This window comes from Bradyrhizobium sp. Bra78, from assembly GCF_024519855.1.
Lineage (GTDB): Bacteria > Pseudomonadota > Alphaproteobacteria > Rhizobiales > Xanthobacteraceae > Bradyrhizobium > Bradyrhizobium japonicum_G.
Genome location: NZ_JALJRE010000001.1, coordinates 122,717 through 149,195 on the forward strand (window position 1 = coordinate 122,717; position 26,479 = coordinate 149,195).

Sequence of the window (26,479 nt, forward strand, 5' to 3'; positions counted from 1 at the left end):
GGGTTGGTCTGACCTGAGGAAGAGCGGGCAATGCCGCGTGCAAAGCGAAATGACCCGGCGAGAGCCCCTGGTGCAGCGGTCTCGAAGCCGCCCGGCGACGACAATGTCGTGGCCGGCGACATCATCTCCCTCATCAGGCAGAGCGCTCCGGGCCTCAGCCCGTCGGAGCAGCGCGTTGCCACGGTGCTGCTCGCCGATATCGAGTTTGCCGTTCACGCCAGCAATTCCGAGTTGGCGCGCCGGGCGCGCGTCAGCGAGCCGACGGTCACCCGGTTCAGCCGTTCCGTTGGCTGCCGCGGCGTCCGTGACCTCAAGGTGAGGCTGGCTCAAGCAATGGCGGTTGGGCGAATTTACGTTGAACTGCCCCCGCATGTCGGGACGGATCTGGCGCGCCCCGCGCTCTGGCGGTCGGTGTTTCAGGAAATTCGCCGTGCCATTGCCGCGGTCGAGGAGGGGCTTCGGAAGGAGGACATCGAGAGGGCTGCCGCAGCCATCTCCCGCTGTTCGAAACTCGCGGCGTTCGGCGTGGGGGGTGGTTCGACCCTTGCGGCGGCGGAGGTTCAGAACCGGTTCTTTCGTCTTGGCATCGCCGTGTCCCACGCCTCCGATCCGAGGTTGATGCGCATGATCGCAGCGACCTTCGGGCGGGATGATGTCGTCGTTGCCATCTCGACCACGGGTGAAGCGAACGAAGTGATCGAGGCAGCCGGTATCGCCAGGCAATACGGCGCCTTGGTCGTCGCAATCACCAAGCCGCAAAGCAGGCTGGCTTCAATCGCCGATATTGCGCTTGGCGTGCACGTGCCCGAAGCGCCCGACGCGCTCAAGCCGACGGCCTCGCGCTATGCGCTTCTCGCCACCATCGATCTGCTCGCCGCGTCCACGGCCTATTGCAAGCCGCTCGAAGCCCAGGCACGCATGCGGCGGATCAAATACGAGTTGCTGAAGGGGAGCGACGGGGACGCCAAAGGGCCGCTGGGAGACTGAAGCTTGGAGGATGGGGATGCCGCCTCCTGCGCTCGCTATGACGATGTGGAAAAAGCGAGTGCCACGCCCCATCGTCACGGCACCGACGATGTCGCCGCCTCGCTTACGCACCCGCCGCGACACCGAGGCGGCCGATGCCGGGAAGCTTCAGCGCCGGACGGCGGATGTCGAGGCCGAGCACCGCGCCGAGAAAGTTGATCTCGATGCCTTCGACCCAGCCGATGGTCATGCCGAGATAACCCGACAGCGAGGCATAGAGGCCGGTGCCTGATGGCGTGATGCCGGCCCAGCGTCCGCTGTAGGGATAGTCCTTGCCGATCGCGGTCGGCGGCAGCACGGCCCGCAGCTCGGGCACGGAATCCAGCGCCGCCTGCACGAAGGTGTTGGAGTTCGGGCCCGGCCAGGCGTTGTAATCGCCATAGGCGCGGAACCTGTAGGTCTCGATGACGTCGCGGATCTTCGGGATCAGCGCTTCGGCCCGCGCGCCGTCGACCGCGACCACCGTTTCCGGTATGGCGCCGAACCAGCGGCCGTCGGGCGCAAAGCCGTTGCTGCGGATCGGGTCGCCCCACGCCGTGTAGTCGTAGCGGCTGTAGGCCGAAGCGTCCTTCTCCTTGACGACGATCCAGGTATGGACGGCAAAGATGCTGCGCCAGCGCACGGTGCGCGCGGCAAAGACGCGGATCAGCGCGTCCGGATTGCTGGAGGCCGGCGGCAGCAGGCCGGCGCTGGAGCGATCCGCCATCTGCCAATTGCCGCGGCCGTCGCCGCGCAGATAATAGCTGCCGGCCGACACGCCGATCGGCAGGAAGATCAGCAGCAGAAAGAGAATCAAGACTTTCCTCAAGGGTGAATGGCGCTTCAAGCGGGACGATGCAGTGAATATAGTTCGCAGGCGCCCTCGCGCCAGCGCCGTCCCGCTCTTGCATTCGCAACGTGCGGCCATATGTTGCTGCCATGAGGAAGTTGTCACTCGTCGAGGACCAGGCTATCCAGGCGCGAATCGCGTTCATCGCAGGCGCCGAGACGTTCGATCGCCTCTTCCTGGGCATCCGCTTCGACGAGGTCGACGGCAACCTGCTGTTCGCTGTCGCCAGGGACGAAGACTGCGCGTCCGAGATCGAGGACGAGTTCTCGCACCATCTCGCCGTGGTCGCGTCGCACATCCTCGCGCAGAGCGTCGATGTGGTCGTGGTGCTGCCGAAGGTGCTGCAGTAGGATTCTGCGCCTTCAGGGCGCTTGCCTTCGCCTTGCGTCTCTGCTTTCCAACGCCATCGCAAAATTGTAATGACCTCATCGAGCGTTTGGGGCCGTATTGCGTTGTCGAGGGAGCTCGACCGGATGGCTCGTCATCGCTCTATTCTGCCTGCCGACAAAGATGGATTGAAATTGGCGCCCGCCACGAAAACCCGCGCCGCGAAAGGCGCGACCAGGACCAAAGCCAGGACTTCCAAGGATTCCAGGAATTCCAAGAATTCCAGGGATTCCGCGGGGGCGAGGAATTCCATGAGTTCCAGGAATGCGACGCGTTCCGCGATCGCGTCCTCGTCGCCGCTCGGCATGCTGGCGCTGCACCTGCTGGAGCAGTGGAGCAAAGCCGGCCGCGACGGCCTCGTCTTCCTCTGCGACGACGAGAGCCGGGCAGAGCGGCTCGGCGGCGTGATCCATGGGCTCGATCCTGAAGTCGAGGTGCTGGTGTTTCCGCGCCTGAACACGCTGCCCTTCGACGGCCTCGAGCCGTCCCGCGAGATCGCGGGCCGGCGCAGCTCCGTGTTGCGGCGTCTCGCCAAGGCTAAAAAACCCGTCTTCCTGGTCTCGACCGCGGAAGCCATCATGGAACGGCTGCCGCTGCCGGCGAGTTGGTCGAGGTCGAGCCTCACGCTGAAGGTGGGCGCGGCCTATTCGGAAGCAGAGCTGGAGACGCGGCTGGAAGGGCTCGGCTACGATCTCGACGAGGAGGCGGAATATCCCGGCGGCGTCCTGTTCCATGGCAAGACGTTCGAAGTGTTTCCCGCCGGCGCGCTGGCGCCCTTCCGGATCGAGCATTCCGGCGAGACGATCCGCAAGATCGTCGCTGTCGATCCGATCGAGCACGAGGTGGTCTACGAGACGAAGGAGTTGATCGTCGACGCCATGTCCGAGCGGATCGCGCTGGGCGCCAAGCGCGGACAGCGGGCGACGCTGCCGGATTATTGCAGCCGCGCGCGATGGATCGCGGATGCCGGGGTGTCGGCCCACGCGGAGAGCTGGCTGGGCACGATCGAGGAAGCCGCGGGCCGCAGGGACGCGGAGCGCGAATATCTCGGGCAGGCGGACTGGAAGAAGCTGAAGAAGCGCATCAGCGTGCTGCCGCGAAAGGCCGCCTTCACCTCGACGCCCGAATTCTCCAAGCTCGCCTCGCCGCGCAAGGCGCTGCGCGCATTCGTCGCCGACATGCAGCGCGCGGGATCGCGGCTGCTGTTCGTCGCGGCGATCGAGGACGATTTGCGCGCGATGGAGCGCATGAGCGGCATCAAGGCGGAGCGCCTTGCCGATTGGAGCGAGGTGGCGAAAGGAAGAAGCCGCGAAGGCGCGCTGCTCGCCGATTTCGATGCGGGGTTCATCGGCGTCGGCCGCAAGCCCCTTGTCGTCGTGACCGCCTCCGACGTGCTCGGGAGCCGGGCTCATCATCCGCAGCCGATGGCGCGCGCCTGGAATCCGGCGTTCGATCATCCCGACGTGCCGGAGAAGGGCGCCGCCATCATCCATCTGCAACGCGGGCTCGCCGTGCTCGATGGCTTGCAGACCCTCGACATGGGGAAGGGATCGCGGCGCGAGATGATCAGGCTCGCCTTTGTCGCAGACAACGCCGTGCTCGTTCCGCCGTCCGATCTTGCGGTGATCTGGCCCTATGCCGGTGAGCCCGGCAAGCTGGCGCTCGACAAGGCGGACGGCAGCACCTGGTGGGCGCGGCGCACCGCGGCGGAAGCCGAAATCCAGGTGGCCGCGAAGGCGCTCGCCAAGCACATCAGCCAGCGGCGCCGCCGCCGTGCCCCCAAGCTGGTGCCGCCGGGGGCTGCTTACGAAAAATTCGTCGCGCGCTTCCCCTATTTTCCCACGGTCGACCAGGCTCAGGCGATCCAGGACGTGCTCGACGATCTGGCGGCGGGCCATCCCATGGACAGGGTGGTCTGCGGCGATGTCGGCTTCGGCAAGACCGAGGTGGCGCTGCGGGCGGCGGCCGCGGTGGCGCTGTCGGGAAAGCAGGTGGCGATCGCGGCGCCGACGACCGTGCTGGCCCGGCAGCATGTCGAGACCTTCCGCAAGCGGTTCGGCCCTCTCGGCATCGAGGTCGGAAGCCTGTCGCGGGCCAATTCAGGCCCCGAGACGCGAGAGACCAAGGAAGGGCTGCGGCGCGGCCGGCTGAAAATCGTGGTCGGCACGCAGGCGCTCAGCGCCAAGGACGTGAAGTTCGCCGACCTCGGCCTCGTCATCATCGACGAGGAGCAGCATTTCGGCGCGGCGGAGAAGGCGAAGCTGTCGGGCCTGGCCAAGGGTGCCCATTCGCTCTGGATGAGCGCGACGCCGATCCCCCGCACGCTCGCGGCGGGTCTTGCCGGCTTCAGGGATCTCAGCGTGATCGCCTCTCCGCCGGTTCATCGGCTTCCCATCGTGACCAGGATCGCGCCGCTGTCGGAGGCCGCGATTGCCGCGGCGCTGCTGCGCGAGCGGAGGCGCAACGGGCAGAGCTTCCTAATCTGTCCGCGCATCCAGGATCTGGAGCCGATGCTGGCACGGGTGCAATCGGTAGCGGGCGATCTGCGCATCGTCTGTCTTCACGGCAGATTACCCGTCGAGGACATCGACGACCGCATGATGAGCTTCGTCGACGGCGAAGCGGATGTTCTGCTGGCGACCAATATCGTGGAAAGCGGTCTCGATATTCCGCGCGCCAACACCATCGTGGTGTGCTGGCCGGAAAAGTTCGGCCTGGCGCAGCTGCATCAACTCAGGGGGCGGGTGGGACGCGGCGGCACGCGCGCATTCGCCCATCTGCTGACGGAATCGACCTCGGAGCAGTCCGAGAAGCGTCTGGCGGTGCTGGAGGAGTTCAGCAAGCCGGGTGCCGGCTTTGCCATCAGCGAGCGCGATCTCGATCTCCGGGGCGCCGGCGATCTGTTCTCGGAACAGCAGTCCGGGCACGTCCAGGTGTTCGGACCCGTGCTCTACAGTCATCTCCTGAAGCTGGCGTCCGAGCGCGCCAGCGACAACGGCACCGATCTGTGGGTGCCCGATCTCAATCTCCCGATGGCCGACATGCTGCCTGCAGGTTACGTGCAATCGGAAGCGGTTCGCCTCGAAATCTATGGGCGCGCTGCCAGGTGCCGAAGCGACGACGATCTGGAAGACCTGGAGGAGGAGATCTCGCGCCGGTTCGGCAGGCTGCCGCCGGAGGCCCGCGACTTCTTCGCAGCCGCAAGACTCCGGATCGATTGCAAGCGGCGCGGCATCGTCAGGCTGGATGTCGGACCCGAGGCCGTCGCCGCGACGTTCCTGCCGGGGCGGCTGCGGAAATCCAGGGGGACGTCCGAGGGGAAGTCCGAGGCGCGGTCGCTCCAGCGCGACGGCGACCGCGTCGTCTACGCCGGTCGCCGCGACGAGGATGCGTTCAGCCGGGTCGAGGAATTCCTTGACCTGCTGGACGCCTGAGGCAGGTTTGCGCTGTCAAGGCGTCGATATTGGCAATGGAACGCTGCCCGGCCCCCGGCTGTTCCATTCCCGTGCCCAGATCAGGAGAATCGAATGAGCGAAGCAGCGGATCATCTTGCGGGCCTGCTCGGACGAGCGGCGATGGACGTGTGGGGCGACATGCCTCGCGACATCCAGGAAGCGCTGTTCGAGGCCGCCATGAAGGGACGTCCCGCGGAGCGGGAAGAGCTCGCGCGCCTGCTGCACGAGCGGCATCCCCGCACGCTTCATCCGGCGCGGCCCGGCTGAGGCGACGGCAGGAACGATCACGCGGGAAGCCGATTGGTAAATTGCGCGATGCGCTGCAAACGGGTTTGCAAGAATCCCGCGGGCCGCATCGCTCGACCTTGAGGCAAACCCGTGAGTCGATCGGCGTGACTGAGATGATCATCGGAAAATGGTACGACCCGATCTCGCAGCGATGGATCGTGCCGCGCGAGGCTCGCCCAATGGCGACCCATTCGCCTTCCGGCGCGAAGAAGGTGCCGGACACAAGCAAGACGGGCGAGGCGGAGAGGATCTGGCACCTGCTGGTCGATTGCTGCGCGGGCGGTTGATGCGCCTTGAAACACTGCTCGATCTGTTCACATGTGAACAGAAGCGCCGCGAATTCTCCCTATCATCGGTACACCACGACCTCCGTTCGTGGAGTGCCATGACAGGGAGACCCGATCGTGCTCAGGCGGCGTCGCGTTCAGCAAACCACCAGCCTTCAGGAGCGGCTTGCGGAGTTCGCCAGGACGATCCGCGAAAAGGCGGAGTCCTTGCCGGACGGCAAGGAGAGGGATGAGCTGTTGAAGCGGCTGCGAAGCGCCGACACCGCGTCAACCCTCGACCGTCAGTTTACCGGCAAGGACTGAGCAAGGACTGAGCATGATTGGTTTCGCTCGGGCTCGCTCATCTATGCGCGACTGAGGAACTCTTGTGCGGGATCGAGGCTTGAATCTGCGGGCCAGCGTCGCCGCCGATGGCTGGTCTGCACGGTCCCGCCTCCAAGCCCCCATACCCCCCAAGGTGGGGCCGTGCCTCACGGCAGAAGATGCAATGCCTGAGCCCGACCGAGCAGGACATCAGAGAACGTGCGGACCGATTGTGTCGGCCGCAGCACGTCGCTGCCTCGGTCGATAAAAAAGCCGCCGAGTTCTTCACCCTGGCGGCTTCAGAGTCCGGAGCTGTTGATCGCCTTCCCAGCATCGTGCGTACCGCCGTTACCTTGTTTGCGGCCATGCCCGGTCATTCTAGGCGAAGGCGTTCAATTCGACTGTGATCTGAAGCACAATCGCAAAATCGATGTCGCAAAGCGAGCGTCAGCGCCGACAAGCGCAGAGCACTCGCGAAATCCACGACGTTCCACCGTCAGGTCCGATACCAGCTCGCCAGATTCCAGGTCGTGACGTCCCACCCCGAGATGTCGGCCATGAGGTTGTTGACGCCGCCGCCGACGATGTTGCGCGAGAGCAGCGGCACCAGCACGTTGGCCTCGCAGAAGATCTCGTTGACCTTGATCAGCAGCGCGGCGCGCTTGACCGGATCGAGCTCCTGCTGCGCGGCCTTGTAGGCCTTGTCGGCCTCGGGATCGGACCAGCGCGAGATATTGCGGCCCAGCCATTTGTTGTCCTTGTTGGCGATCTCCCAGGAGACGCACTGGTTCAGGAACCGCTCCGGGTCGGGCTGCGGCTGCGTCGTGTTGTACATCTCCATGTCGGCATAAAACTTCGAGTAGGTGTCGGGGTTGCCGACGTCCGACGAGAAGAACACCGAGGCGGTGACCGCCTTGATCTCGATCTCGATCCCGGCCTTCTGGCAGGCCTGCTTGATGATGGCCTGCGTCTTCTGGCGCGGGGCGTTGATCGAGGTCTGGAAGACATATTTGAGCTGCTTGCCGTCCTTGGCGCGGATGCCGTCCGCGCCCTTCGTCCAGCCGGCCTCGTCCAAAATCTTGTTCGCCTTGTCGGGGTCGAACTCATATTTCAGCTTGCTCGACTTGAACCGCGAGGGCTGGTTGACGAAGCTCGCTGTCGCGATGCCGCCGCGGCCGTAGATGAATTTCTGGATCGCCTCGCGATCGATCAGGAGGTTGAACGCCCGGCGCACGGCCGGATCGGACAGCGACGGGTGCTTGGTCTTGGTGCTGGACCGCTCGCCGTCGACCTCGGTCCCCGGATCCGTCGTGTTGAGGATGATGAACTCGACGCCGCCGGAGAGCGTGAATTCCACCTTGCCTTTGCCGCTGGCCTCCATGCGCTTGAGGACCTCGTCCTCCACCAGCAGATTCCAGGCATAATCGTATTCGCCGGTCTGCAGCACCGCGCGAGCGGCGGAGACCGCGTCGCCGCCACCCTTGACCTCGAGCGTGTCGAAATGCGGCTGGTTCTTGACGTGATAGTCGGTGTTGCGTTCGGCCCTGATCAGATCGCCCGGCTTGAACTCGATGAATTTGTACGGGCCCGTGCCGACCGGCTTCAGATTGCCCGGTGCGTCGCGCGACTTCGCGCCGGCATAGTCGGCGAAATGATGCTTTGGCAGGATCTGGCCGACGGAGCCGACGAAGGGGTCGGCCCAGAACGGGGTCGGCGCCTTGAAGATCACCTTGACGGTGTGATCGTCGATCTTCTCGACCTTGATATTCTGGTAGGACCCCGTGGTGTAGGCGGCGGTCGCCAGATCCGCGGCGTAGGCCCAGGTGAAGACGACGTCGTCGGCGGTGAAGGGCTTGCCGTCATGCCATTTGACGCCCTGCTTCAGCTTCCAGGTCACGGTCGTGCCGTCAGGCGAGAGGCCGCCGTTCGCCTTGGTCGGAACCTCGGCGGCGAGGCAGGGGATGAGGTTGCCCTCCTTGTCCCAGCCGGCGAGCGGCTCGAAGAAGATGCGCGAGGCGACCTGGTCCTTGGTGCCGATCGCGAAATGCGGATTGAGCAGCGTTGGTGCCTGCCAGATCAGGATCTTGAGCGGGCCGCCGCCGCCGGCCTTGGTCGGTTTGTAGTCAAGCGTGGCGTCCGCCATCGCCACGTCGTTCCAGCTCAGGATCTGGCTCGCGATCGGCGCGGCGATCCCGACCGCCGCCATCGTCTTCATGAACGAGCGCCGCGACAGCGTGCCTTGCTTGACCTCCGCGATAAGCCCGCGAATCTCGTTCTCGTTCATCGGATGACCTCCACCGTCGCAAAGACAAGTCGCCACTGGCATGCAAGTACCGTGCACACTAGCGCAGGATGTCCGGGGTCGTGGAGTCAAAGTTGAGGTTGTCGGTTTGAAGGAGGGCGTACTTGCGATGAAACGCCGCAGGGCAAGCCTCGAAGGGCGACGGCCCGGCTGCATCCCGGCCATTCGTCCTTCGAGGCTCGCAGTGCAATGTCTCTGCATCCACTCGCACCTCAGGATGACGGAACCAACATTGCGCAGCGCAGCGGAGCTGGACCGCCGCCTGAAGCATTCAGGCGGCGGTCCAGTGCGAGCTAACTGAACTTGGGGAAGTTCTAAGGCCGCGCCGGAACGCTAACCCGGTCGCCGCGGACGCCTCAAGTTTCATAATGTTGCTCCGGCCGGAATTTCATTGCAGTCGCCGGGAAAATGCCACACATGACCATCGGGGACTCGAATGCGTCAACGTCCATTTGCAATCGTCAGCGCTGTTCCAATTGCGTTCTCGAGAATTTCCTCCGACAATTGCCCGTCGCTCACCGCGCGTGACAATTGCAGCGCGCCGACCATGGCCGCGTAGACCGAAATCGCGCGTCGCCGACGGTCCGTAGCCGAGCCATCCGGCATCTGCGCCGCCATCAGCGCAATGATCTCGGACGTCTTTCCGGTGAATGCGTCACGCGTCGCCTTCGGATGCCGCGCGATCTCGGCAACCAGTGCCGCAGTCGGGCAACCGGTGCCGGCGTGTTCGCGATGACGCGGGGAGAGATAGTCGCGGATCGTCGTCTCCAGCGCGACGCCGTTTGCGAGATTGTCCTTGTGCTTCTGCTCGCGCCGCTCCAGCGCGTCGAGCACCACCGCGCGAACCAGATCTTCCTTGGAGGCGAAGTGGGTGTAGAAGGCCCCGTTGGTCAGGCCGGCCTGCGCCATGATGCCGGCGAGGCCGACCGCGGCGATACCGCTCTCGCGGAACTGCGACGAGGCTACATCGAGGATATGCCGCCGCGTCGTGTCCCGGTGTCCCTTGTCGTAGCGCGCCAATTCCGCCTCCTGCGACCCGATCGCCGCCCGGCCACAAAATCGTGAGGGCCGTCCTATTGCATTACGATCATAATAATACATTATAGTCATAATGCAAAGGGGCGGGCGATCGGTCGTGCCTTCAGGGAACCACAGGACCGTACCCATGTCAGTCGAGGATGCCGCCGCGCCGGCCTTGTCCGCCACGCAATTCGTGGCCCACACCGCGGCGCCGCTTCGCCAGGTGGCGGCATCGGCACCGAGCGCCGCGGAGCAAAGGCGTGCGGCGTTGCTGCATGCGCCGATCCTGCCGACGCTGCTCAGGCTGGCGCTGCCGACCGTGACCGTCCTCGTCGCACAGACCGCGGTCAACATCGCGGAGGCCTATTATGTCGGCTATCTCGGCACCGATGCCCTCGCCGGCGCCGCCCTGGTGTTCCCGATCTTCATGCTGATGACCATGATGTCGAATGGCGGCTTCGGCAGCGGCGTCGCGTCCTCCGTCGCCCGCGCAGTCGGTGCCGGCCGCCGCGCTGACGCCGAAGCGGCGCTGTTGCATGCCGTGGTGCTCGCGATCATCGCCGGCGGAGTGTTCACGCTGGGCGTCATCGTCGGCGGTCCGCATCTGTATCGTGCCCTCGGTGGCACCGGCGATGCGCTGGCGGCGGCGACCACCTATTCCAACTATCTGTTCGCCGGCGCCATACCGGTGTGGATCGTCAATCTCCAGGCCGCAGCGCTGCGTGGCTCCGGCAATGTCAGGGTGCCCGCACTGGTGACGCTGGTCGGCGCGATCGTGACCATTCCGGTCTCGCCGGCGCTGATCTTCGGGTTCGGGCCGATCCCGCGGCTCGGCATCGGCGGCGCGGGCGTCGCCTTCGGCCTCTATTATGGCGCGGCGATGTTGTTCCTGCTGCGCTACATGGCCTCTGGCGCCACCGGCCTCAAGCTGCACATCGTGCCATTGCGTGCAAAGATTTTTGGCGACATGCTCAAGGTCGGCATCCCCACCGCGTTCAACGCGGTGCTGACCAACCTCACCGTCATCCTCGTTACCGGCGCGGTCGGCCTGTTCGGGACCTCCGCGCTCGCCGGCTACGGCATCGCCTCGCGGCTCGACTACATCATGATCCCGCTGCTGTTTGGCATCAGCACGGCGACACTGACCATGGTCGGTGTCAACATGGGCGCGGGCCAGCCGGCGCGGGCGCGGAAAATCGGCTGGATCAGCGGCCTCGTCGGCATGATCATGACCGGCACGATTGGCCTCCTGGTCGCGATTTTCCCGGCCGCCTGGCTGCACCTGTTCAGCCATGACGCGGACGTCGTGGGCGAGGGTATGACTTACCTGCGCATCGTCGCACCAGCCTATGCGGCACTCGGTTTTGGCTTCGTCACGTCGTTCGCCGCCCAGGGCACGGGCCGCGCGATGGGCCCGCTGGTTTCGTCCGTCGCGCGCATCCTGATTGCGGCGGGCGGCGGCTGGATCGCGGTGGCGGGCTTTGGCGCAGGCATGGCGGGGCTTGCCACCATGGTGACGGTGTCGCTCGCTGCCTATGCCGCCATCTGCGTCCTGATCATGCTGTCACCGGCGACGTGGCGGACTGAGTAAAGAGGCTCACTGGAGGCCGGCAACGCCGACGGCCAGCGCCGACAGCAGCAGCAGATTGCTCAGCAATTTGAGCGGCGTGTTCGGCTGCGCCAGCCAGCGCGAGACCTTCTCGGAGAAGGACAGCGCCGGATCGGCGAACAGTTGCTCAAAGCTTTGCCCGAAGAAATGTGGAAATTTCGGTCCGAGCCACGGCGTCACCAGCGCGTGCAGGGTTGACGCCATCGCGACGAAGATGGCGGCGCCAAAGGGTTCGCCGACGAATTCGGCTGCGTCGATCAATTTCATCGTCAGCGCGACGCCGGAAAAGAACGGCACACCCTGGAGCAGGACGTAGAGCACGAAACATTCGCGGCGGTTCCGGCCTGTGAGCTTCGGAGCGGTGAGGGTGGTCATGGCTGATCTCCTGGCTGAATTGGTTTCTGTGATGCCGCCATTTTCGCTCCCCGGCTGTCACTGCGCCGTGATGCGCGTCACGCTTGCGGACGGCGTCGTCGTCGCCGTGAATTCGTTTCTCGTCGGGCATCGAATGGAGAAGGTGATTGCCGCTGCCCGCATTCAATATGGATTTCCATTTCATTGATTTCGCAGCGTGGAGAAGCGAATACGGTTCCAATCGTTGCCGATGAGTCATGAAGACGCTGAGTCGTGGAGACCAAGATGTCGTTTCGTTCCGCCCTGATCCTTTCCGCCATCCTCGCCGCGTGGTCGGCGGGCGCCTCGGCCGAGACCATCAAGATCGGCGTGACGCCGGGGCTGCATGCGCAGATCTTCGGGGCGGTGAAGCCGATCGCGGCCAGGCAGGGCCTCGACATCCAGCTCATCGAGTTCTCCGATTATTTCGTGCCGAACGCCGCGCTCGACGCGGGCGAGATCCAGGCCAATTCGTTCCAGAACCAGCCGTATCTGGACAACCAGAAGGCCGATCGCGGCTACAAGATCGAGTCGTTGGGCCTGACCGTGAACTTTCCGATCGGCGTCTATTCCAAGAAGCACAAGGCTTTCGCCGACATCCCCAAGGGCGGCAAGGTTTCGATCCCGAACGATCCGACCAATGGCGGCCGCGTTCTGCTGCTCCTGCGCGACAAGGGCGTGATCAAGCTGAAGGACGGTACGGGCTTCAAACCGACGGTGCTTGATATCACCGAGAATCCCAGGAAGCTGAAATTCATCGAGGTCGACGCGGCGCAGGCGCCGCGCGCGCTCGACGACGTCGATGCCGCCGCGATCAACACCAATTACGCAACCCAGGCGGGCCCCGATCCGGTCAAAAATCCGATCCTGCGCGAGGACCCGATGGGACCCTATGTCAATTTGATCGCCATCCGTACGGCGGACAAGGACAAGCCATGGGTCAAGATCCTCGTCGAAAGCTACCACACGGCGGAGGTCAAGGATTTCGTCCTGACCAAGTTCAAGGGCGCGGTGCTGCCGAGCTGGTAGGCAGTCTGCCCAGCCAAAGCCCAGCGCAGGGGGAGTGATCTGGCGGGCAGCCTTGCACAATGCCCGCTTGTCTGGAGCCGCGGCAACCGACATCATCGGGGCCCATCCTCGCCCGACAGGGGTCGTATGAAACGCTTTGCAAACCTGAAACGCCTTGGGTTCTTCACCCGGCTTCTCGACGAGGCCCCGCCCGCCGATCGCTACCGCTTCGCGGCCGAGCAGATCGTGCGTGCCGAGAAGGCGGGCCTCGATTCCGCGTGGATCGCTCAGCATCATTTCCACGAGCGCGAGGGCGGCCTGCCGTCGCCCTTCACCTTCCTTGGTTATGTGGCGGCGCAGACCTCGCGCATCCGTCTCGGCACCGGCATCGTCACCTTGCCGCTCGAGAATGCGGTGCGGGTGGCGGAGGATGCCGCGGTGCTCGACCTGCTCTGCAATGGCCGGTTCGAGCTCGGCGTCGGCACCGGCGGCAACCCGTCGGCCTTTGCCGCCTTCGGCCTCGACAGCGCCCGTCGCAACGAGATTTTTGCTCGCAATCTGGACGTCGTTCGCACGGCGCTGGTCGGCAAGCCGCTCGACGGCGGCGATACGATCTATCCGCAGCGTCCGCAATTGGACGGCCGGATCTGGCAGGCGACGTTCTCGGTCGCGGGGGGCGCCCGTGCCGGCAAGGCGGGCGACGGCCTCTTGCTGTCGCGGACCCAACCCCGGACCAGGGGGGCGCCGAAGGCCACGCTTGCCGAAATCCAGAACCCGGTCATCGACGCCTATCTCGAAGCGCTGCCGCCGGGACGCGAGCCGCGCATCATGGCCTCGCGCAGCGTCTTCGTCGCCGACGACCATGCCGAGGCGATGCGTCTCGCCGATATCGGGCTGCGGCGCGCGCTGCCGCAATTCATGAAGGGTGGTCACCTTCCCCCAGGCGAGACCCTGGAGGAGATGATCACGGCGTTCGACACCCATGTCGGCGCGGCCGACCAGGTCATCGCCTCGCTCCGCGCGGACGCGACGCTGGAGCGGGTCACCGATCTCGTCTTCCAGGCGCATTCGGTCGATGCGCCGCATCCCTATATCCTGCGCTCGATCGAGCTGGTCGCGGAGAAGGTTGCGCCCGCGCTGGGCTGGACCCGGACGGCCCCCGATGTGGCTCTGGCAGGCTGATCGACATGAAACTGATTGCGTTGCACGAGGCTGAATGATGGGAACGAAGGATATCATCGATACGCTCGCCGGGATCGAGCCGGGCTCGGCGCTCGACGCCATCCGCGGCCGCCGCGTGCAGGCACGCGAGAATGCACAGACAAGCTATCTCTCGCTGTTCGAGCCGATCGACGCCAGCGATTTTTCGCTGGTGGAGCGTGCGGCGGTCGCGTTCTTCGTGATCGGCCTTCACCGAGAGCTTACCGTGGCCGCTTTCTATCGGGCCAAGCTCGCGGCGGCCGCCGATGGCGCGCGTCTGGTTGAGGCGGTCGAGGTCGAAATCGCGCGAGGCGAGACCTCGGGCCCGTACGGCGCCTTTCCGGCGGGCCCGCTGTCGGTGGAGAACAAGGCCGGGCTGATCTATCGCGTGAGCGCAGAGCGCGGGCCGGACCTCGGCGCCCGGCTCGTGGCGGCGTTTGAGCATGCGCACCTTCTGGTGTTCCGGCCGCGCGATGCCGCATCGTCCGACATGAAGGCGTTGCTGGCGGCGGGCTGGTCGAATACCGGCATCGTCACCTTCTCCCAGCTCGTGGCGTTCCTGTCGTTCCAGGTGCGTGTCGTCAGCGGCTTGCGAACGCTCGCAGCAGCGAACGCGTAAGAGGAGACCGCACCATGAGCCCTGCAAGCACAGTCAACCCGCCCGTCGTCTTCACCCAGGACGAGCTCGGCTGGGTGTCGTGGATCGATCCACTGCCCGAAGCCGAGTTGACCGAGCGGCATTTCGCCGGCCTCGTCGATCGCGCCCGCGCCAAATCGGAATACTTTCGCCTGCTGGTGCGCGATCCCGAGGTGCTGGAGGCCCGCACCAAGACCGACAAGGACATCTTCTACAACATCGCCGACGGCCTGCCGCGTGCCGAGCGTGAGCTCGCGGCCGCGGCGACCTCGCGCTACAACGGCTGCATCTATTGCGCCTCCGTGCATGCGCGGTTCGCCAGCACCTATTCCAAGCGCCGCGACGACGTACAGCGGCTACTCGACGAGGGCGTCGGCGCCGATCTCGGCGAGCGCTGGAATGCGGTCGTCAAGGCGTCGGTGGCGCTGGCCGCGACGCCGGTTGCGTTCGGTCCTGACAATGTCGATGAGCTGCGCCGTGCCGGCCTCGACGATGCGGAGATCGTCGACGTCATCAACGGCGCCTCGTTCTTCAACTGGGCGAACCGGCTGATGCTGTCGCTCGGCGAGCCCTCGAAATAGGCAATCTCACCGGCATGGAAATTGCTGATTGTTTCAACACCTGACAGGATGGAGCCCCTGCATGAGCAACATCGATCGTCGTACCCTGGTCAAAAGCTCGCTCGCCGCCATGATGGCGGGAGCAGCATTCTCGCGTACAGCCTTCGCGCAATCGTCCGAGCCGATCCTGCTGGGCGTCAGCGGTCCGCTGACCGGGCCGAACGCACAATATGGCACGCAGTGGAAGCAGGGCTTTGATCTCGCGCTCGACGAGATCCAGGCGGCCGGCGGCATCAACGGCCGCAAGCTCGCCTACAGCTTCGAAGACAGCCAGAGCGATCCGCGCCAGTCGGTGGCGATCGCGCAGAAATTCGTCTCCGATCCCAGGATCGTCATGGAGCTCGGCGACTTCTCGAGTCCCGCTTCGATGGCGGCCTCGCCGATCTATCAGCGCGGCGGGCTGGTGCAGTTCGGCTTCACCAATTCTCATCCCGACTTCACCAAGGGCGGCGACTTCATGTGGAGCACCTCGGTCAGCCAGGCCGACGAGCAGCCGCTGCTGGCGGCCTATGCCGTCAAGCGTCTCGGACTGAAGAAGCTCGCAGTGCTGCATCTCAACACCGATTGGGGCCGCACCAGCCGCGACTATTTCGTCAAGGCGGCCAAGGAGAATGGTGCCGAGATCGCGGTCACCGAAGGCTACATCGCGGAGGAGCGCGACTTCCGCTCCACGCTGGTGCGTGTCCGTGATGCAAACCCGGACGGGCTGATCCTGATCTCGTACTATTCCGACGGTGCGCTGATCGCGCGTCAGGCGCGTCAGGTCGGGCTGAAGCAGGTGATCTGCGCCGCGAGCTCGGTCTACTCGCCGAAATTCCTGGAGCTCGGCGGCGAGGCGGTCGAGGACGTCCATGTCGGCACGCGCTACTTCCCGGAAGACCCGCGCCCCGAGGTGAAGAAATTCATCGCGGGCTTCAAGAAGAAATACAACGGCCAGGAGCCCGATGCGTTCAACGCCTACTCCTATGACGCGATGAACATGGCGGCCGCCGTGATCAGGATCGGCGGCACCGACCGGCGCGCCATCCGCGATGCCTTCGCGAAAGTGAAGGACGTATCGAGCGTGATCTTCGGGCAAGCGACGTTCGACGTCGAGAGCCGCCGCGTCAAGGGCGCCATGAATGCCGAGCTCGTCGTGCGCAAGGGTCAGTTCGCGCTCTGGGATGGCAAGCCGACCTGACATGATGGCCGGAGCGGGCGCTCCGGCCGCTTTTCTCTCTACGCGGTGACAACAGCGTGTCTTCCTGGCTCGACTACACGATCAACGGGCTGATCGTCGGCAATGTCTACGCTCTGGTTGCGGTCGGGCTTGCGCTGATCTTCGGCGTCAGCCGGCTGATCAACTTTGCCCAGGGCTCGATCTATCTCGTCGGTGCCTATATCGGCTGGGTCGCGGTGGTGCAGCTGCATACGCCGCTGCCGCTCACCATCATCGTGGTCGCGGTGGCCGCCGCGCTGGTCGGGCTGGTCATCGAGCGGTTCGGCCTGCGGCCGCTGCAGAACTCAGTGCGCATCGCACCGCTGCTCGCGACGATCGGCATCAGCTTCGTGCTCGATCAGCTGGTGATGCTGACCTTCTCGCCCAACCCGCGCGCGCTGCCGAGCCAGTTGCCCGATGTGCGTTTCCAGGTCGGTGGCGGCACGATCGGGCCGCTCGATCTGCTCATTGCCGGCGTCGGCATCACCAGCGCGCTGCTGCTGTTCGTGTTCCTGCGCTACAGCAAGCTCGGCTGGGCGGTGCGCGCGACCGCGCAGGATCGCGATGCCGCGATGCAGATGGGCGTGGACGTCAACCGCGTCAATCAGGCGGTGTTCGGCATTGCGGCTGCGCTCGGCGGCGTCTCCGGCCTGCTGGTCGGCATGTACTACAACCAGATCGACACTGCGATGAGCCTGCAGGCGACGCTCAAGGGCGTCGTCGCCGAAGTCGTCGGCGGCGCCGGCAACGTGCCGGGCGCCGTGATCGGCAGCCTGCTGCTGGGACTGGTCGAGAGCTACGGCGTCGCCGTGTTCGGCACCAGCTACCGCAACCTGTTCGCATTCCTGCTGCTCGTCGTGGTGCTCGTGTTGCGCCCGAACGGATTGTTCGCCAGCGCACGACAGGCGCCGCCGGAGCCGCTCACCGGCACCTTCATCGCGCCGAGCCGCCCGGTGCGGATTCCGCGCTGGGCGCTGCTGGTCGCCGCCGCTGCGTTTGCGATCCTGCCGCTGTTTCCGGTGTCCTTCTATGTGCTCCAGACCCTGATCAACGCCTGGCTGCTCGGCATGCTCGCGCTCAGCCTGACGCTGGTGGCGGGAACGATCGGCCAGGTCTCGCTCGGTCACGCGGCGCTGCTTGCGATCGGCGCCTACACCTCCGCGCTGCTGTCGCTGAATTTCTTTGTCCCCGTCGGCCTCGCCATCATCGGCGGCGGCCTGATGAGCGCCGCGCTCGGCACCGCGCTGATCTCGCCGTCGTTCCGTCTGCGCGGGCACTATGTGTCGATCGCCACGCTCGCGATCGGCGAGATCGTGTCGCTGGTGATCCTGAACTGGGAAAGCGTCACCCGCGGGCCCATCGGCATCTCCGGCATCCCGCCGTTGGCGCTGTTCGGCTATGATCTGATCAGCGCGACATCGATCTACTGGTTCAGCTTCATCGTGATGGTCGTGCTGGCTTTGCTGCAGGGCCGGCTGCTCGGCTCGCATCTCGGCCGCAGCTTTCGCGCCATTCGCGACGACGACATTGCTGCGCGCGCCTATGGCCTCAGCCTGAACCGCTACAAATCGCTCGCCTTCATCTTCGGCGGGTTCGCCGCCGGCGTCAGCGGCGGCATCGCCGCGCATCTCTATTCCTACATCAACCACGAGACCTTCAACACGCAGCAATCCATCCTGGCGCTGACGGTCGTGATCCTCGGCGGTCTCGGCAACGTCGTCGGTGCCATCGTTGGATCGGTGGCGCTGGTCGGCCTGCCCGAAGTGTTCCGGATCGCGGCGGAGTATCGCATCCTGATCTACGGAATCGTGCTCCTGCTGCTGGTGCGATTCAGGCCGCAGGGCCTGTTGGGGACGATGTGATGGCGGAGCAGCACACGACCATGCTGTCCCTGCGCGGGCTGACGCGCCGCTTCGGCGGCCTCACCGCCGTCAATGCGATTGATCTCGATCTCGCGAAGGGCCAGCTCGTCAGCATCATCGGCCCGAACGGTGCCGGCAAGACCACGCTGTTCAATCTCGTCACCGGGCTCGATCGGCCTGACGCCGGCGAGGTCCGCTTCGAAGGCCAGGACATCACGGGTCTGTCGCCGGAACGGCTTGCGGCCGGAGGGATCGCGCGCACCTTTCAGCTGGGCCGAGTCTTCGGAAATCTCAGCGTCATGGACAACGTTTTGATCGGCGCCCACACGCGGCTGCGCGCGGTCAAGCCGGCGGTGCCGCTGATCGGCCCGCTGCTGGAGCTGGGATTGGCGCTGCTGCGTCCCGCCAGTGTCAGGGCGGAAGAAGAGCGGCTGCGCGAAGAGGTGAAAGCCATCCTCGCGCGCTTCGGCGAGCGGCTGCTGCCGCGGATCGACCAGCCGGCCTACAGCCTCTCCTACGCCAACCGCCGCCGCGTCGAGATCGCGCGCGCGCTGGCGCTGAAGCCGCGCCTGCTGCTGCTGGACGAGCCGACAGCCGGCATGAACCCGACGGAGACAACGGAGATGCAGGGCCTCGTCGCCGAGCTGAAGGCGGAAGGGCTGACCATCCTCCTGATCGAGCACAAGCTGGAGATGGTGATGCGGCTCTCCGACCGCGTGATCGTCATGGACGAGGGCAAGAAGATCGCGGAAGGTCCGGGCGAAGTGGTGCGTGGCGATCCCAAGGTGATCGAGGCCTATCTCGGCCACGGCCTGTCGGGGAAGGCTGAGCAGGAGAGCGCGGCATGACGACGAGCGCAGCCGAGCCGCTGCTGGCGCTGTCCAACGTCAATACGTTCTACGGGCAGGCGCAGGTGCATTTCGATCTGTCGATCACGGTCGGCCGCGGCCACATCGTCTGCCTGCTCGGCGGCAATGCCAGCGGCAAGTCCACGACGATGAAGATCATCCTCGGCCTCGTGAAGCCGCGATCAGGTGACGTGACGTTCGATGGCGCCTCGCTGCTGGGGCTGACCACGCCGCAGATCGTCCGCCGTGGCATCGCCTCGGTGCCCGAGGCGCGGCGCCTCTTCGCCGACATGAGCGTGCGTGAAAACATCCTGATGGGCGCCTTCGTGCGCAACGATCACGAGGCGATCGCGCAGGATCTCGAGAAGATGCTGGGGCTGTTTCCCAAGCTCGGCCAGCGGCTGTCGCAGCGCGCCGGCTCGCTCTCCGGCGGCGAGCAGCAGATGGTCGCGATGGCGCGCGCGCTGATGAGCCGTCCCCGGATGATCGTGATGGACGAGCCGACCATGGGGCTGTCGCCGCTCTATGTCGATCGCGTGCTGGAGCTGATCCGCACCATCAACCAGGAAGGCGTCTCGGTCTTCATGGTCGAGCAGAACGCCAGCCTCGCACTCGAGATCGCGCACGAGGCCTATGTGCTCCAGACCGGCAAGATCGTGCTCTCCGGACCGGCGCGCGCGTTGAAGGACGACCCCCGCATCCGCGACGCCTATCTCGGCGGCTCCGAGGCGGCCTGATGCAATGCGCTGACCTCTCCGCCTCGTCATGGCCGGGCTTGTCCCGGCCATCCACGTCTTAACTCCGGGCACTCCTGCAAATTCGCATATACGGTCATCAGGACGCAGCCGGGGCTGGTCAGTATGATCATTCTATGAAATTATCATACTGCTGGCGCGATGGCGCGCGGACGGAATGATTGCTGTGTCGAAATTGTCCTTGCGGGCGGTCGAGCCCGGTGTGGTGCTGCTGTTCGGTGGGCTCATCGCCGCCAATATCGCAGCGTGGATGTGGGCCTTCGCTGCTTTCGGTGACCGGCCGACGGTGATGGCGACCGCGCTGCTCGCCTGGGTGTTCGGCCTGCGCCACGCCGTCGATGCCGACCACATCGCTGCCATCGACAATGTCGTGCGCAAGCTGATGCAAGCGGGCGGCACGCCGCGCAGCGTCGGCCTTTATTTCGCGCTCGGACATTCCACCGTGGTCGTGGTCGCGACCATGCTGCTTGCGCTGGGCGTGGTGAGCCTCGGCGGCGACAGCCTGCTGCGGGAAATCGGCGGCTTCATCGGCACCTCGGTGTCGGCGCTGTTCCTGCTGGTGATCGCGGCCATCAATCTCGCTATCTTCGTCAGCCTGTGGCGGACGCTTCGTATCGCGCGCGAGCAGGGCGTTCACGACGCCGAAGGCCTCGAGGCGCTGCTTGCCAGCCGCGGCTTCCTCGCTCGGCTGCTCGGCCCGATGTTTCGCCTGGTGACAAAGCCGCAGCACATGTATCCGCTGGGATTCCTGTTCGGGCTCGGCTTCGATACCGCGACCGAGATCGGCCTGCTCAGCATCTCCGCCGGTGAGGCCGCGCGCGGCGCTTCGTTCGCCGATATCCTGGTCTTTCCCGCGCTGTTCGCCGCCGGCATGGCGCTGGTCGACACCGCCGACTCCGCGCTGATGGTCAGCGCCTATCGCTGGGCCTTCGTCGATCCCTTGCGAAAGCTCTGGTACAACCTCACGATCACCGGCGCCTCCGTCGCGGTGGCGCTGTTGATCGGCGGCATCGAGGCGCTTGGCCTGATCGCGGATCGCCTCGGCCTGTCCGGCGGCGTGTGGACGCTGGTCGATCACCTGAACGGGTCGCTTGCGAATGTCGGCTTTGCCGTGATTGCGCTGTTCGTTGTCGCCTGGCTCGTCTCGGTCATGCTCTATCGCCGTGTGTTTGCAGGCGATCGGCACCGCGCCGCGCCAAGGGTCCTGGAATGCACCGATGCGACCGAGGCGGCCTGATCTCGGTCGTCGCTGCGGCGCGCTGACGGCACTCCCGGCCTTCGTCCTTCTCGCGGATTGCGACAGGGCCTTGGCGCAGAGCAACGGTGCCTCGCGCGAGCTGCCCGCGATCCAGGTCACCCGCGGCGAGACGCCGCGTCACAAGAAGCCGCCTGTGCCGCGACGCGCCGGCAAACCGGCGGTGGACGGCAGCAGCGTCGCACAGCCGGCGCCAACGCCGCCAGCGGATGTCGCCGGTGTCGCCTCCGGCGCGAAAGGCGCGCCCGGAATGGCGAGCGAGCTCACCGTCTCCGGCGACGCGGTCAACGCGCGCCCCTTCACCCGGCCGGGCGAGGCGCTCGAAGCCGTGCCGGGGCTGATCGTGACCCAGCATTCCGGCGAGGGCAAAGCCAACCAGTATTTTCTGCGCGGCTATAATCTCGATCACGGCACCGATCTTGCGATCACCGTCGACGACGTCCCCGTCAACATGCGGACCCACGCGCACGGCCAGGGCTATGCTGATCTGAACTGGCTGATTCCGGAAACCGTCGCCGCGATCGACGTGCGCAAGGGGCCGTATTTCGCCGACGAGGGAGACTTCGCCTCCGTCGGCAGCGTGCGTATCGGCCTGATCGACCGAACCGAAAAGGGTCTCGCGCAGGTGACCGCCGGCAGCTTTGGCTATCGCCGCCTGCTCGGCATGGACTCCGCGACAGTCGGCGATGGCTCGCTGCTCGTCGCCGGCGAGCTCGGCACCTATAACGGTCCCTGGGACAATCCGGACAACGTTCGAAAGCTCAACGGCCTCGTGCGCTACAGCCAGGGCACTGCGACCGATGGAGTCTCCATAACCGGTATGGCCTATGTCAATAAATGGAATTCGACGGACCAGGTGCCGCAGCGCGCGATCACCAGCGGCCTGCTCGACCGCTTCGGCTCGGAAGATCCGAGCGATGGCGGCAACACCAACCGCTTCGCGCTCTCGGCCCGCGTCGCGCAGAGCGACGATCTCGGCTCGTGGAAGGCCAACGCTTATGTCGTGAAGAGCCAGCTCGATCTCTTCAACAATTTTACCTACTACCTCAGCGATCCCATGCTCGGCGACCAGTTTCACCAGCACGACGACCGACTGATGGCTGGCGCCAACATCTCGCGCACGCTGAGCGGCTCGTTGGCGGGCCTGCCGATGCAGACCACCTTCGGCCTGCAATCGCGCTATGACGCGATCGACCTTGCGCTCACCAACTCGTTCCAGCGCGGATTTCTCGCCAACATCCGCAGCGACAAGGTCGGCGAGGGCAGCGTCGGCCTCTATGCCGAGAACACCGTGCGCTGGGCCGACTGGCTCAGGACCACGATCGGCTTCCGCGGCGACTACTACGCCGCCGATGTCACCTCGCTGTTCGATGCCGGCAATTCCGGCCGTGCCGACGCCGCGCTCGGCAGCCCGAAATTCCGGATGGTGCTCGGCCCCTTCAACCAGACCGAATTCTTTCTCGGCGCCGGCACCGGCATGCATTCCAACGACGCGCGCGGCGCGACCACGACGGAAGACCCCGGCGATGCCTCCACAAGGCTGACGCCGTCGCCGCTGCTGGTGCGCACGCGGGGAGCGGAGGTCGGCGTCCGCAGCAGAATTGTTCCCGGCCTCGACAGCTCGCTCAGCCTGTTCATCCTCGACCAGGATTCCGAGATCCTGTTCTCAGGTGATGCCGGCGACACCTCGGCGACCCGCGCCAGCCGCCGCTACGGTTTCGAATGGACCGGCCATTATCGCCCGCGATCGTGGATCGATATCGACGCCGATCTCGCCATGACGCATGCGCGCTTTCGCGGCACCGACAGCGAGCAGGCGGAGGTCTACGCCTCGCTGGCCGGCTATCCAGAGGCGCAGATCGGCAATGCGCCCGGCAATTACATTCCGAATGCGCCGGCGATGGTGGCCTCGGCCGGCGTCACGCTCGGCGAGAAGACCGGCTGGTTCGGGGCCTTGCGCTGGCGCTATCTGGCGTCGAGCCCGCTCTCGGAAGACAATGCCTTCCGCTCCTCCGCGACCAGCATCTTCAACGGCCGCCTCGGCTATCGCATCGACAACGGCTGGCGCGTCCAGCTCGACGTGCTCAATCTCTTCAACACGCAGGCGAACCAGATCACCTACGCTTACGGTTCGCTGCTCAAGACCGACACGCTGTACAATCTCTGCACCGGCGGCGTCGCACCGACGGCGGTCTGCCAGAACGGTGTGATGGACTACGTGCTGCACCCGGTCGAGCCGCTGACGTTCCGCCTCACCGTAGCCGGAGCGTTCTGAGCATATCAGACGGAGGCCGCGCTCGGAGCCGGCTCCGCCGGCAGATCGTCGCCATTGGGATCGCCCGGCGCCGTGGCCCAGGCCAGTTCCACCAGCGTCACGAACCTGCGGCCGGCGCCATCGAGCTGGCACACGATCAGCCCCTGCTCCTCCATGTAGCCGAGCAGGCGTTGTGCCCGGCGCAGGGAGTGCGAGCCGTAGGCGCGGGCGATCGCGGCATCGCCGGGGCAGGGCCAGCCTTCCTTCGCCGCGCGCGCGATCATCATGAACACGCCCTGCATGTCGTCGGGCAGGATCGAGGCACGCAGCGAGACGTCCTGCCAGGCGTCGTCCTCGGCATGCTCGGCGCCGAGCCCGGCGCGTGCGCGTGTCAGCATGCGGCGGAATTCGGTGAGGTCGGGCACCGCGGAGCCGAGGCCCTCGATGCGGCAGCGAACCACGAACTCCTGATAGAGCACGCCGACGGCGCGGAACCCGGCATCGGGCGCCGCGAGTACGGCGCGCAAGGTACGATCGACGCGCTCGCGCCGCTCCGCGAGCTCCTCGGCGCTGATCGGCACCTCGACCGCCTCAGGCCGGATCTCCGGCGCGGCGGCTTTCGCGGCGCGAAGCTGTTCGAGCAGGTCCGGCGCGGGCCGGCGCTGTGGGCGGCTGGCATCGGGCGGCGGCGCTGCCAGGATCACGGCGCGCATATCCTCGAGTGAGGCTTCCGGCATCGGCATCAGCCGCGGCGTCGAATTGCGCGCGTGGGTGTCGGTCGGACCGATGTGCAAACGCAGGGGACGGCGCGACAGCGCAGGACCAAGCGCCATGAATTGTCCGCGCTCGAGATCGCGAAAGGCTTCGGCCTGCCGCCGCTCCATGCCGAGCAAATCGGCGGCGCGCGCCATGTCGATGTCGAGGAAGGTCCGCCCCATCAGGAAGTTCGACGCTTCCGCCGCGACGTTCTTGGCGAGCTTTGCCAGCCGCTGGGTCGCGATGATGCCGGCAAGGCCGCGCTTGCGGCCGCGGCACATCAGATTGGTCATCGCACCGAGCGAAAGCTTGCGCGCTTCGTCCGAAACTTCGCCGGCGACCGCCGGCGCGAACAGCTGCGCTTCGTCCACCACCACCAGCATCGGGTACCAATGGTCGCGGTCCACGTCGAACAGCCCGCCGAGGAAGGCTGCGGCGCGGCGCATCTGGTTTTCCGCGTCGAGCCCTTCGAGATTGAGCACGGTGGAGACGCGATGCAGCCGTGCGCGCTCGCCGGCGACCTGAAGCCCGCGCTCGGTGTGATCCTCGGCCTCGATCACGAGATGACCGAAATGCTCGGCCAGCGTGACGAAATCGCCTTCCGGGTCGATGATGGCCTGCTGCACCCAGGGCGCGCTCTGTTCCAGCAGACGCCGCAGCAGATGCGATTTGCCGGAGCCCGAATTGCCCTGCACCAGCAGACGGGTCGCCAGGAGTTCCTCGAGGTCCATGGCCGCCGCGGCGCCCGCCGCAGTCTGCCCCATCTCGATCGCAACCGTCATGTCCCGACTCAAATTCCCATCATTCGCGGACAGGGGCTTATCAACCCCGTCGCGGCGCGTCGAGCGCCACGGCGCGAATCATGCGTGTTGCCCACGGCGCAGTTCAGGCGCGATGTGATCGCCGTAGAAGTGCGGGCTGGAACGCTTGGGCGGAGCTCTTGAGCCGGGAGCGGCGCGCTACTGCGCGCCCGATCCGCCTTGCACGATCTTCTCGTTCAGCTTCAGGTCCACGGTCTCGACCGTGCGATCAATCTCGGTATTGGGCGTGCCGAGCTGATGCGAGATCAGCTTGACCAGCAGGTCGACGCGCTCGATGAAGGGGGCGCCGCTCGCAACCGCGCGCGCGGCCGATGACGGCTTGAGCAGGCTTTCGGCGGCCTTGGCGTATTTCGCGAACGGCACCTGGTCCTGCGGGTCGGCGCCGAGACGGCGGGCGATCGCGTCGACATGGTCGTAGATCGTCTGCGAGCGCGCCAGGTCGCCGTGCACGGCGTCGCGGATCGACTGCGGCTCGTGCGGCGTGATGCAGCGATAATTGCCGGTGAGCAGCATCGACCATTTCGCCAGCGGCACGAACAGGGACGAGAACACCTTCAGCTTCACCGGCACGTCATGGCCGTCGAGCGTCACCGCGTCGATGTCGGCTTCGAGCTCGCGCAGCACCTTGTTGTGCTTCTCGTCGGCGAAGACCGATGCCTTGAAGTTGGTGGGCAGGCCGACGTGAAGCACGTTCGCAGCCTCTTCCGGCGGACGGAAGGCCTGCGGGTCGGGCGAGCACAGCGTCACGAGCCCCGGCTCGAAGCGCTCCCACACCTGCGCATTGGTGTAGGCCTCCTCGAGATCCATGTCTGCGAGCGAGGGGATGCGCTTGAGATAGGGCAGCGGCGGCATGTTCATGATCGACAGGCACGGCAGCTTCGCCGCAGCGATCCTGACCATGAGCACGCGCACGGTGTGGTTGGTGTATTGCGGCTCCTGCATTGCAAGGCCGACCATGTCGTAGCGTGAGAGGTCGACATTGGCCGGGGTCACCGCGTCGAGCTTGCCGGGCAGATCACGCGAGAAGATGGCCCGGTGCACCGCCTCGTCGCGCAACTTGATGCGGACCTCGGTACCGTCGCGGTTGATCAGTTCCGCGGTCTTGGCGCGGCAGACCAGGGTCACGTTATGGCCCGCCATCAGCAGCTTCGTGCCCAGCAGCGAGCCGTAGGAAGCCCCGAGAATCAGAATGTTACGCGCCATATTCCGTCCCTTTGAAAATGTGTGTGATTTTTGAGCCCCGGCCGTCATCCGCGGGCGAGTTTCCGGCATGTAAAGCGAAGTGCCCTGGGATGGCAACTGGGATAATGCATACAAGGGGCGCCCCTATCGTCCGGAGCCGGGGGACCGAGGGAGCGCTCGCTCC

Annotated in this window: 24 protein-coding genes; 18 read left to right on the forward strand and 6 right to left on the reverse strand. The window is 65.6% G+C overall.

Features of this window, described 5'->3' with window-relative positions; all coding sequences use genetic code 11:
* The first annotated feature begins 108 nt into the window (after positions 1–108).
* Positions 109–987 (forward strand): MurR/RpiR family transcriptional regulator, encoded by an 879-nt coding sequence (locus OC450_RS00600; RefSeq protein ID WP_262046976.1) that lies wholly within the window; start codon positions 109–111, stop codon positions 985–987.
* A gap of 103 nt (positions 988–1,090) precedes the next feature.
* Here OC450_RS00600 and OC450_RS00605 read toward each other — a convergent pair whose 3' ends face one another.
* Positions 1,091–1,822: a DUF3750 domain-containing protein gene (locus OC450_RS00605; protein ID WP_211382339.1), complete on the reverse strand. Its 732-nt coding sequence runs from the start codon at positions 1,820–1,822 to the stop codon at positions 1,091–1,093.
* Between the two features lie 122 nt (positions 1,823–1,944).
* Here OC450_RS00605 and OC450_RS00610 point away from each other — a divergent pair, with 122 nt between their 5' ends.
* The 5 genes from OC450_RS00610 (at position 1,945) to OC450_RS00630 (ending at position 6,575) form a co-directional block, all read left to right on the forward strand.
* Positions 1,945–2,205, forward strand: a complete 261-nt coding sequence (locus tag OC450_RS00610; RefSeq protein WP_211382340.1) for a hypothetical protein — start codon at positions 1,945–1,947, stop codon at positions 2,203–2,205.
* A gap of 342 nt (positions 2,206–2,547) precedes the next feature.
* On the forward strand, positions 2,548–5,676 hold the full coding sequence (locus OC450_RS00615; RefSeq protein WP_262047226.1) for a DEAD/DEAH box helicase: 3,129 nt from the start codon (positions 2,548–2,550) through the stop codon (positions 5,674–5,676).
* Between the two features lie 93 nt (positions 5,677–5,769).
* The gene (locus OC450_RS00620) at positions 5,770–5,964 is read left to right on the forward strand and encodes a hypothetical protein (RefSeq protein ID WP_211382341.1); all 195 of its coding nucleotides are present in this window, start codon (positions 5,770–5,772) and stop codon (positions 5,962–5,964) included.
* A 41-nt stretch (positions 5,965–6,005) separates the two neighbouring features.
* On the forward strand, positions 6,006–6,272 hold the full coding sequence (locus OC450_RS00625; RefSeq protein WP_256805812.1) for a hypothetical protein: 267 nt from the start codon (positions 6,006–6,008) through the stop codon (positions 6,270–6,272).
* A gap of 117 nt (positions 6,273–6,389) precedes the next feature.
* Positions 6,390–6,575, forward strand: a complete 186-nt coding sequence (locus OC450_RS00630) for a hypothetical protein (protein ID WP_211382342.1) — start codon at positions 6,390–6,392, stop codon at positions 6,573–6,575.
* Positions 6,576–7,071: 496 nt separating this feature from the next.
* Here OC450_RS00630 and OC450_RS00635 read toward each other — a convergent pair whose 3' ends face one another.
* Both OC450_RS00635 and OC450_RS00640 read right to left on the reverse strand, forming a co-directional pair.
* Entirely contained in the window at positions 7,072–8,859 is a 1,788-nt protein-coding gene (locus OC450_RS00635; protein WP_256805813.1) for a peptide ABC transporter substrate-binding protein, read from the reverse strand.
* 459 nt (positions 8,860–9,318) lie between these two features.
* On the reverse strand, positions 9,319–9,897 hold the full coding sequence (locus OC450_RS00640) for a TetR family transcriptional regulator (protein WP_256805814.1): 579 nt from the start codon (positions 9,895–9,897) through the stop codon (positions 9,319–9,321).
* A gap of 145 nt (positions 9,898–10,042) precedes the next feature.
* Between OC450_RS00640 and OC450_RS00645 the strand changes: the two genes are divergently transcribed.
* Positions 10,043–11,488, forward strand: coding sequence for an MATE family efflux transporter (locus OC450_RS00645; RefSeq protein ID WP_262046977.1), 1,446 nt, complete (start codon positions 10,043–10,045; stop codon positions 11,486–11,488).
* Between the two features lie 6 nt (positions 11,489–11,494).
* On the opposite strand, the gene OC450_RS00650 is transcribed toward OC450_RS00645, so the two are convergent.
* Positions 11,495–11,881, reverse strand: coding sequence for a hypothetical protein (locus OC450_RS00650; protein WP_211382346.1), 387 nt, complete (start codon positions 11,879–11,881; stop codon positions 11,495–11,497).
* On the opposite strand from OC450_RS00650, the gene OC450_RS00655 reads away from it, so the two are divergent.
* The 11 genes from OC450_RS00655 (at position 11,880) to OC450_RS00705 (ending at position 23,557) form a co-directional block, all read left to right on the forward strand.
* Positions 11,880–12,068: a hypothetical protein gene (locus OC450_RS00655; protein ID WP_211382347.1), complete on the forward strand. Its 189-nt coding sequence runs from the start codon at positions 11,880–11,882 to the stop codon at positions 12,066–12,068. The genes OC450_RS00650 and OC450_RS00655 overlap by 2 nt on opposite strands.
* A 65-nt stretch (positions 12,069–12,133) precedes the next feature.
* Complete coding sequence (locus OC450_RS00660; protein WP_410050486.1) at positions 12,134–12,928, forward strand: MetQ/NlpA family ABC transporter substrate-binding protein; 795 nt, start codon at positions 12,134–12,136, stop codon at positions 12,926–12,928.
* A 126-nt stretch (positions 12,929–13,054) separates the two neighbouring features.
* On the forward strand, positions 13,055–14,089 hold the full coding sequence (locus tag OC450_RS00665) for a putative FMN-dependent luciferase-like monooxygenase (protein ID WP_211382349.1): 1,035 nt from the start codon (positions 13,055–13,057) through the stop codon (positions 14,087–14,089).
* Between the two features lie 37 nt (positions 14,090–14,126).
* Positions 14,127–14,726, forward strand: coding sequence for a CMD domain protein (locus tag OC450_RS00670; RefSeq protein WP_211382436.1), 600 nt, complete (start codon positions 14,127–14,129; stop codon positions 14,724–14,726).
* Between the two features lie 14 nt (positions 14,727–14,740).
* A complete protein-coding gene (locus OC450_RS00675) occupies positions 14,741–15,325 on the forward strand; it encodes an alkylhydroperoxidase domain protein (RefSeq protein ID WP_211382350.1) in 585 nt (194 codons plus the stop codon).
* A 61-nt stretch (positions 15,326–15,386) separates the two neighbouring features.
* Positions 15,387–16,544 carry an ABC transporter substrate-binding protein gene (locus OC450_RS00680; RefSeq protein WP_211382351.1) on the forward strand — a complete coding sequence of 386 codons (1,158 nt, stop codon included), beginning with the start codon at positions 15,387–15,389 and terminating at the stop codon, positions 16,542–16,544.
* 56 nt (positions 16,545–16,600) lie between these two features.
* Complete coding sequence (locus OC450_RS00685) at positions 16,601–18,424, forward strand: ABC transporter permease (protein ID WP_262046979.1); 1,824 nt, start codon at positions 16,601–16,603, stop codon at positions 18,422–18,424.
* Positions 18,424–19,272, forward strand: coding sequence for an ABC transporter ATP-binding protein (locus OC450_RS00690; RefSeq protein WP_211382353.1), 849 nt, complete (start codon positions 18,424–18,426; stop codon positions 19,270–19,272). Before OC450_RS00685 ends, OC450_RS00690 begins: the two co-directional genes overlap by 1 nt.
* Complete coding sequence (locus OC450_RS00695; RefSeq protein WP_256805820.1) at positions 19,269–20,009, forward strand: ABC transporter ATP-binding protein; 741 nt, start codon at positions 19,269–19,271, stop codon at positions 20,007–20,009. The genes OC450_RS00690 and OC450_RS00695 overlap by 4 nt, the downstream gene beginning before the upstream one ends.
* 175 nt (positions 20,010–20,184) lie before the next feature.
* Positions 20,185–21,264 (forward strand): HoxN/HupN/NixA family nickel/cobalt transporter, encoded by a 1,080-nt coding sequence (locus OC450_RS00700; protein WP_211382355.1) that lies wholly within the window; start codon positions 20,185–20,187, stop codon positions 21,262–21,264.
* Positions 21,245–23,557, forward strand: a complete 2,313-nt coding sequence (locus tag OC450_RS00705) for a TonB-dependent receptor (protein WP_262046980.1) — start codon at positions 21,245–21,247, stop codon at positions 23,555–23,557. The genes OC450_RS00700 and OC450_RS00705 overlap by 20 nt, the downstream gene beginning before the upstream one ends.
* A gap of 5 nt (positions 23,558–23,562) precedes the next feature.
* Here OC450_RS00705 and OC450_RS00710 read toward each other — a convergent pair whose 3' ends face one another.
* Positions 23,563–25,074, reverse strand: coding sequence for an ATP-binding protein (locus tag OC450_RS00710; protein ID WP_256805823.1), 1,512 nt, complete (start codon positions 25,072–25,074; stop codon positions 23,563–23,565).
* Positions 25,075–25,251: 177 nt separating this feature from the next.
* Positions 25,252–26,316, reverse strand: coding sequence for a ketopantoate reductase family protein (locus OC450_RS00715; protein WP_262046981.1), 1,065 nt, complete (start codon positions 26,314–26,316; stop codon positions 25,252–25,254).
* Positions 26,317–26,479 lie beyond the last annotated feature (163 nt).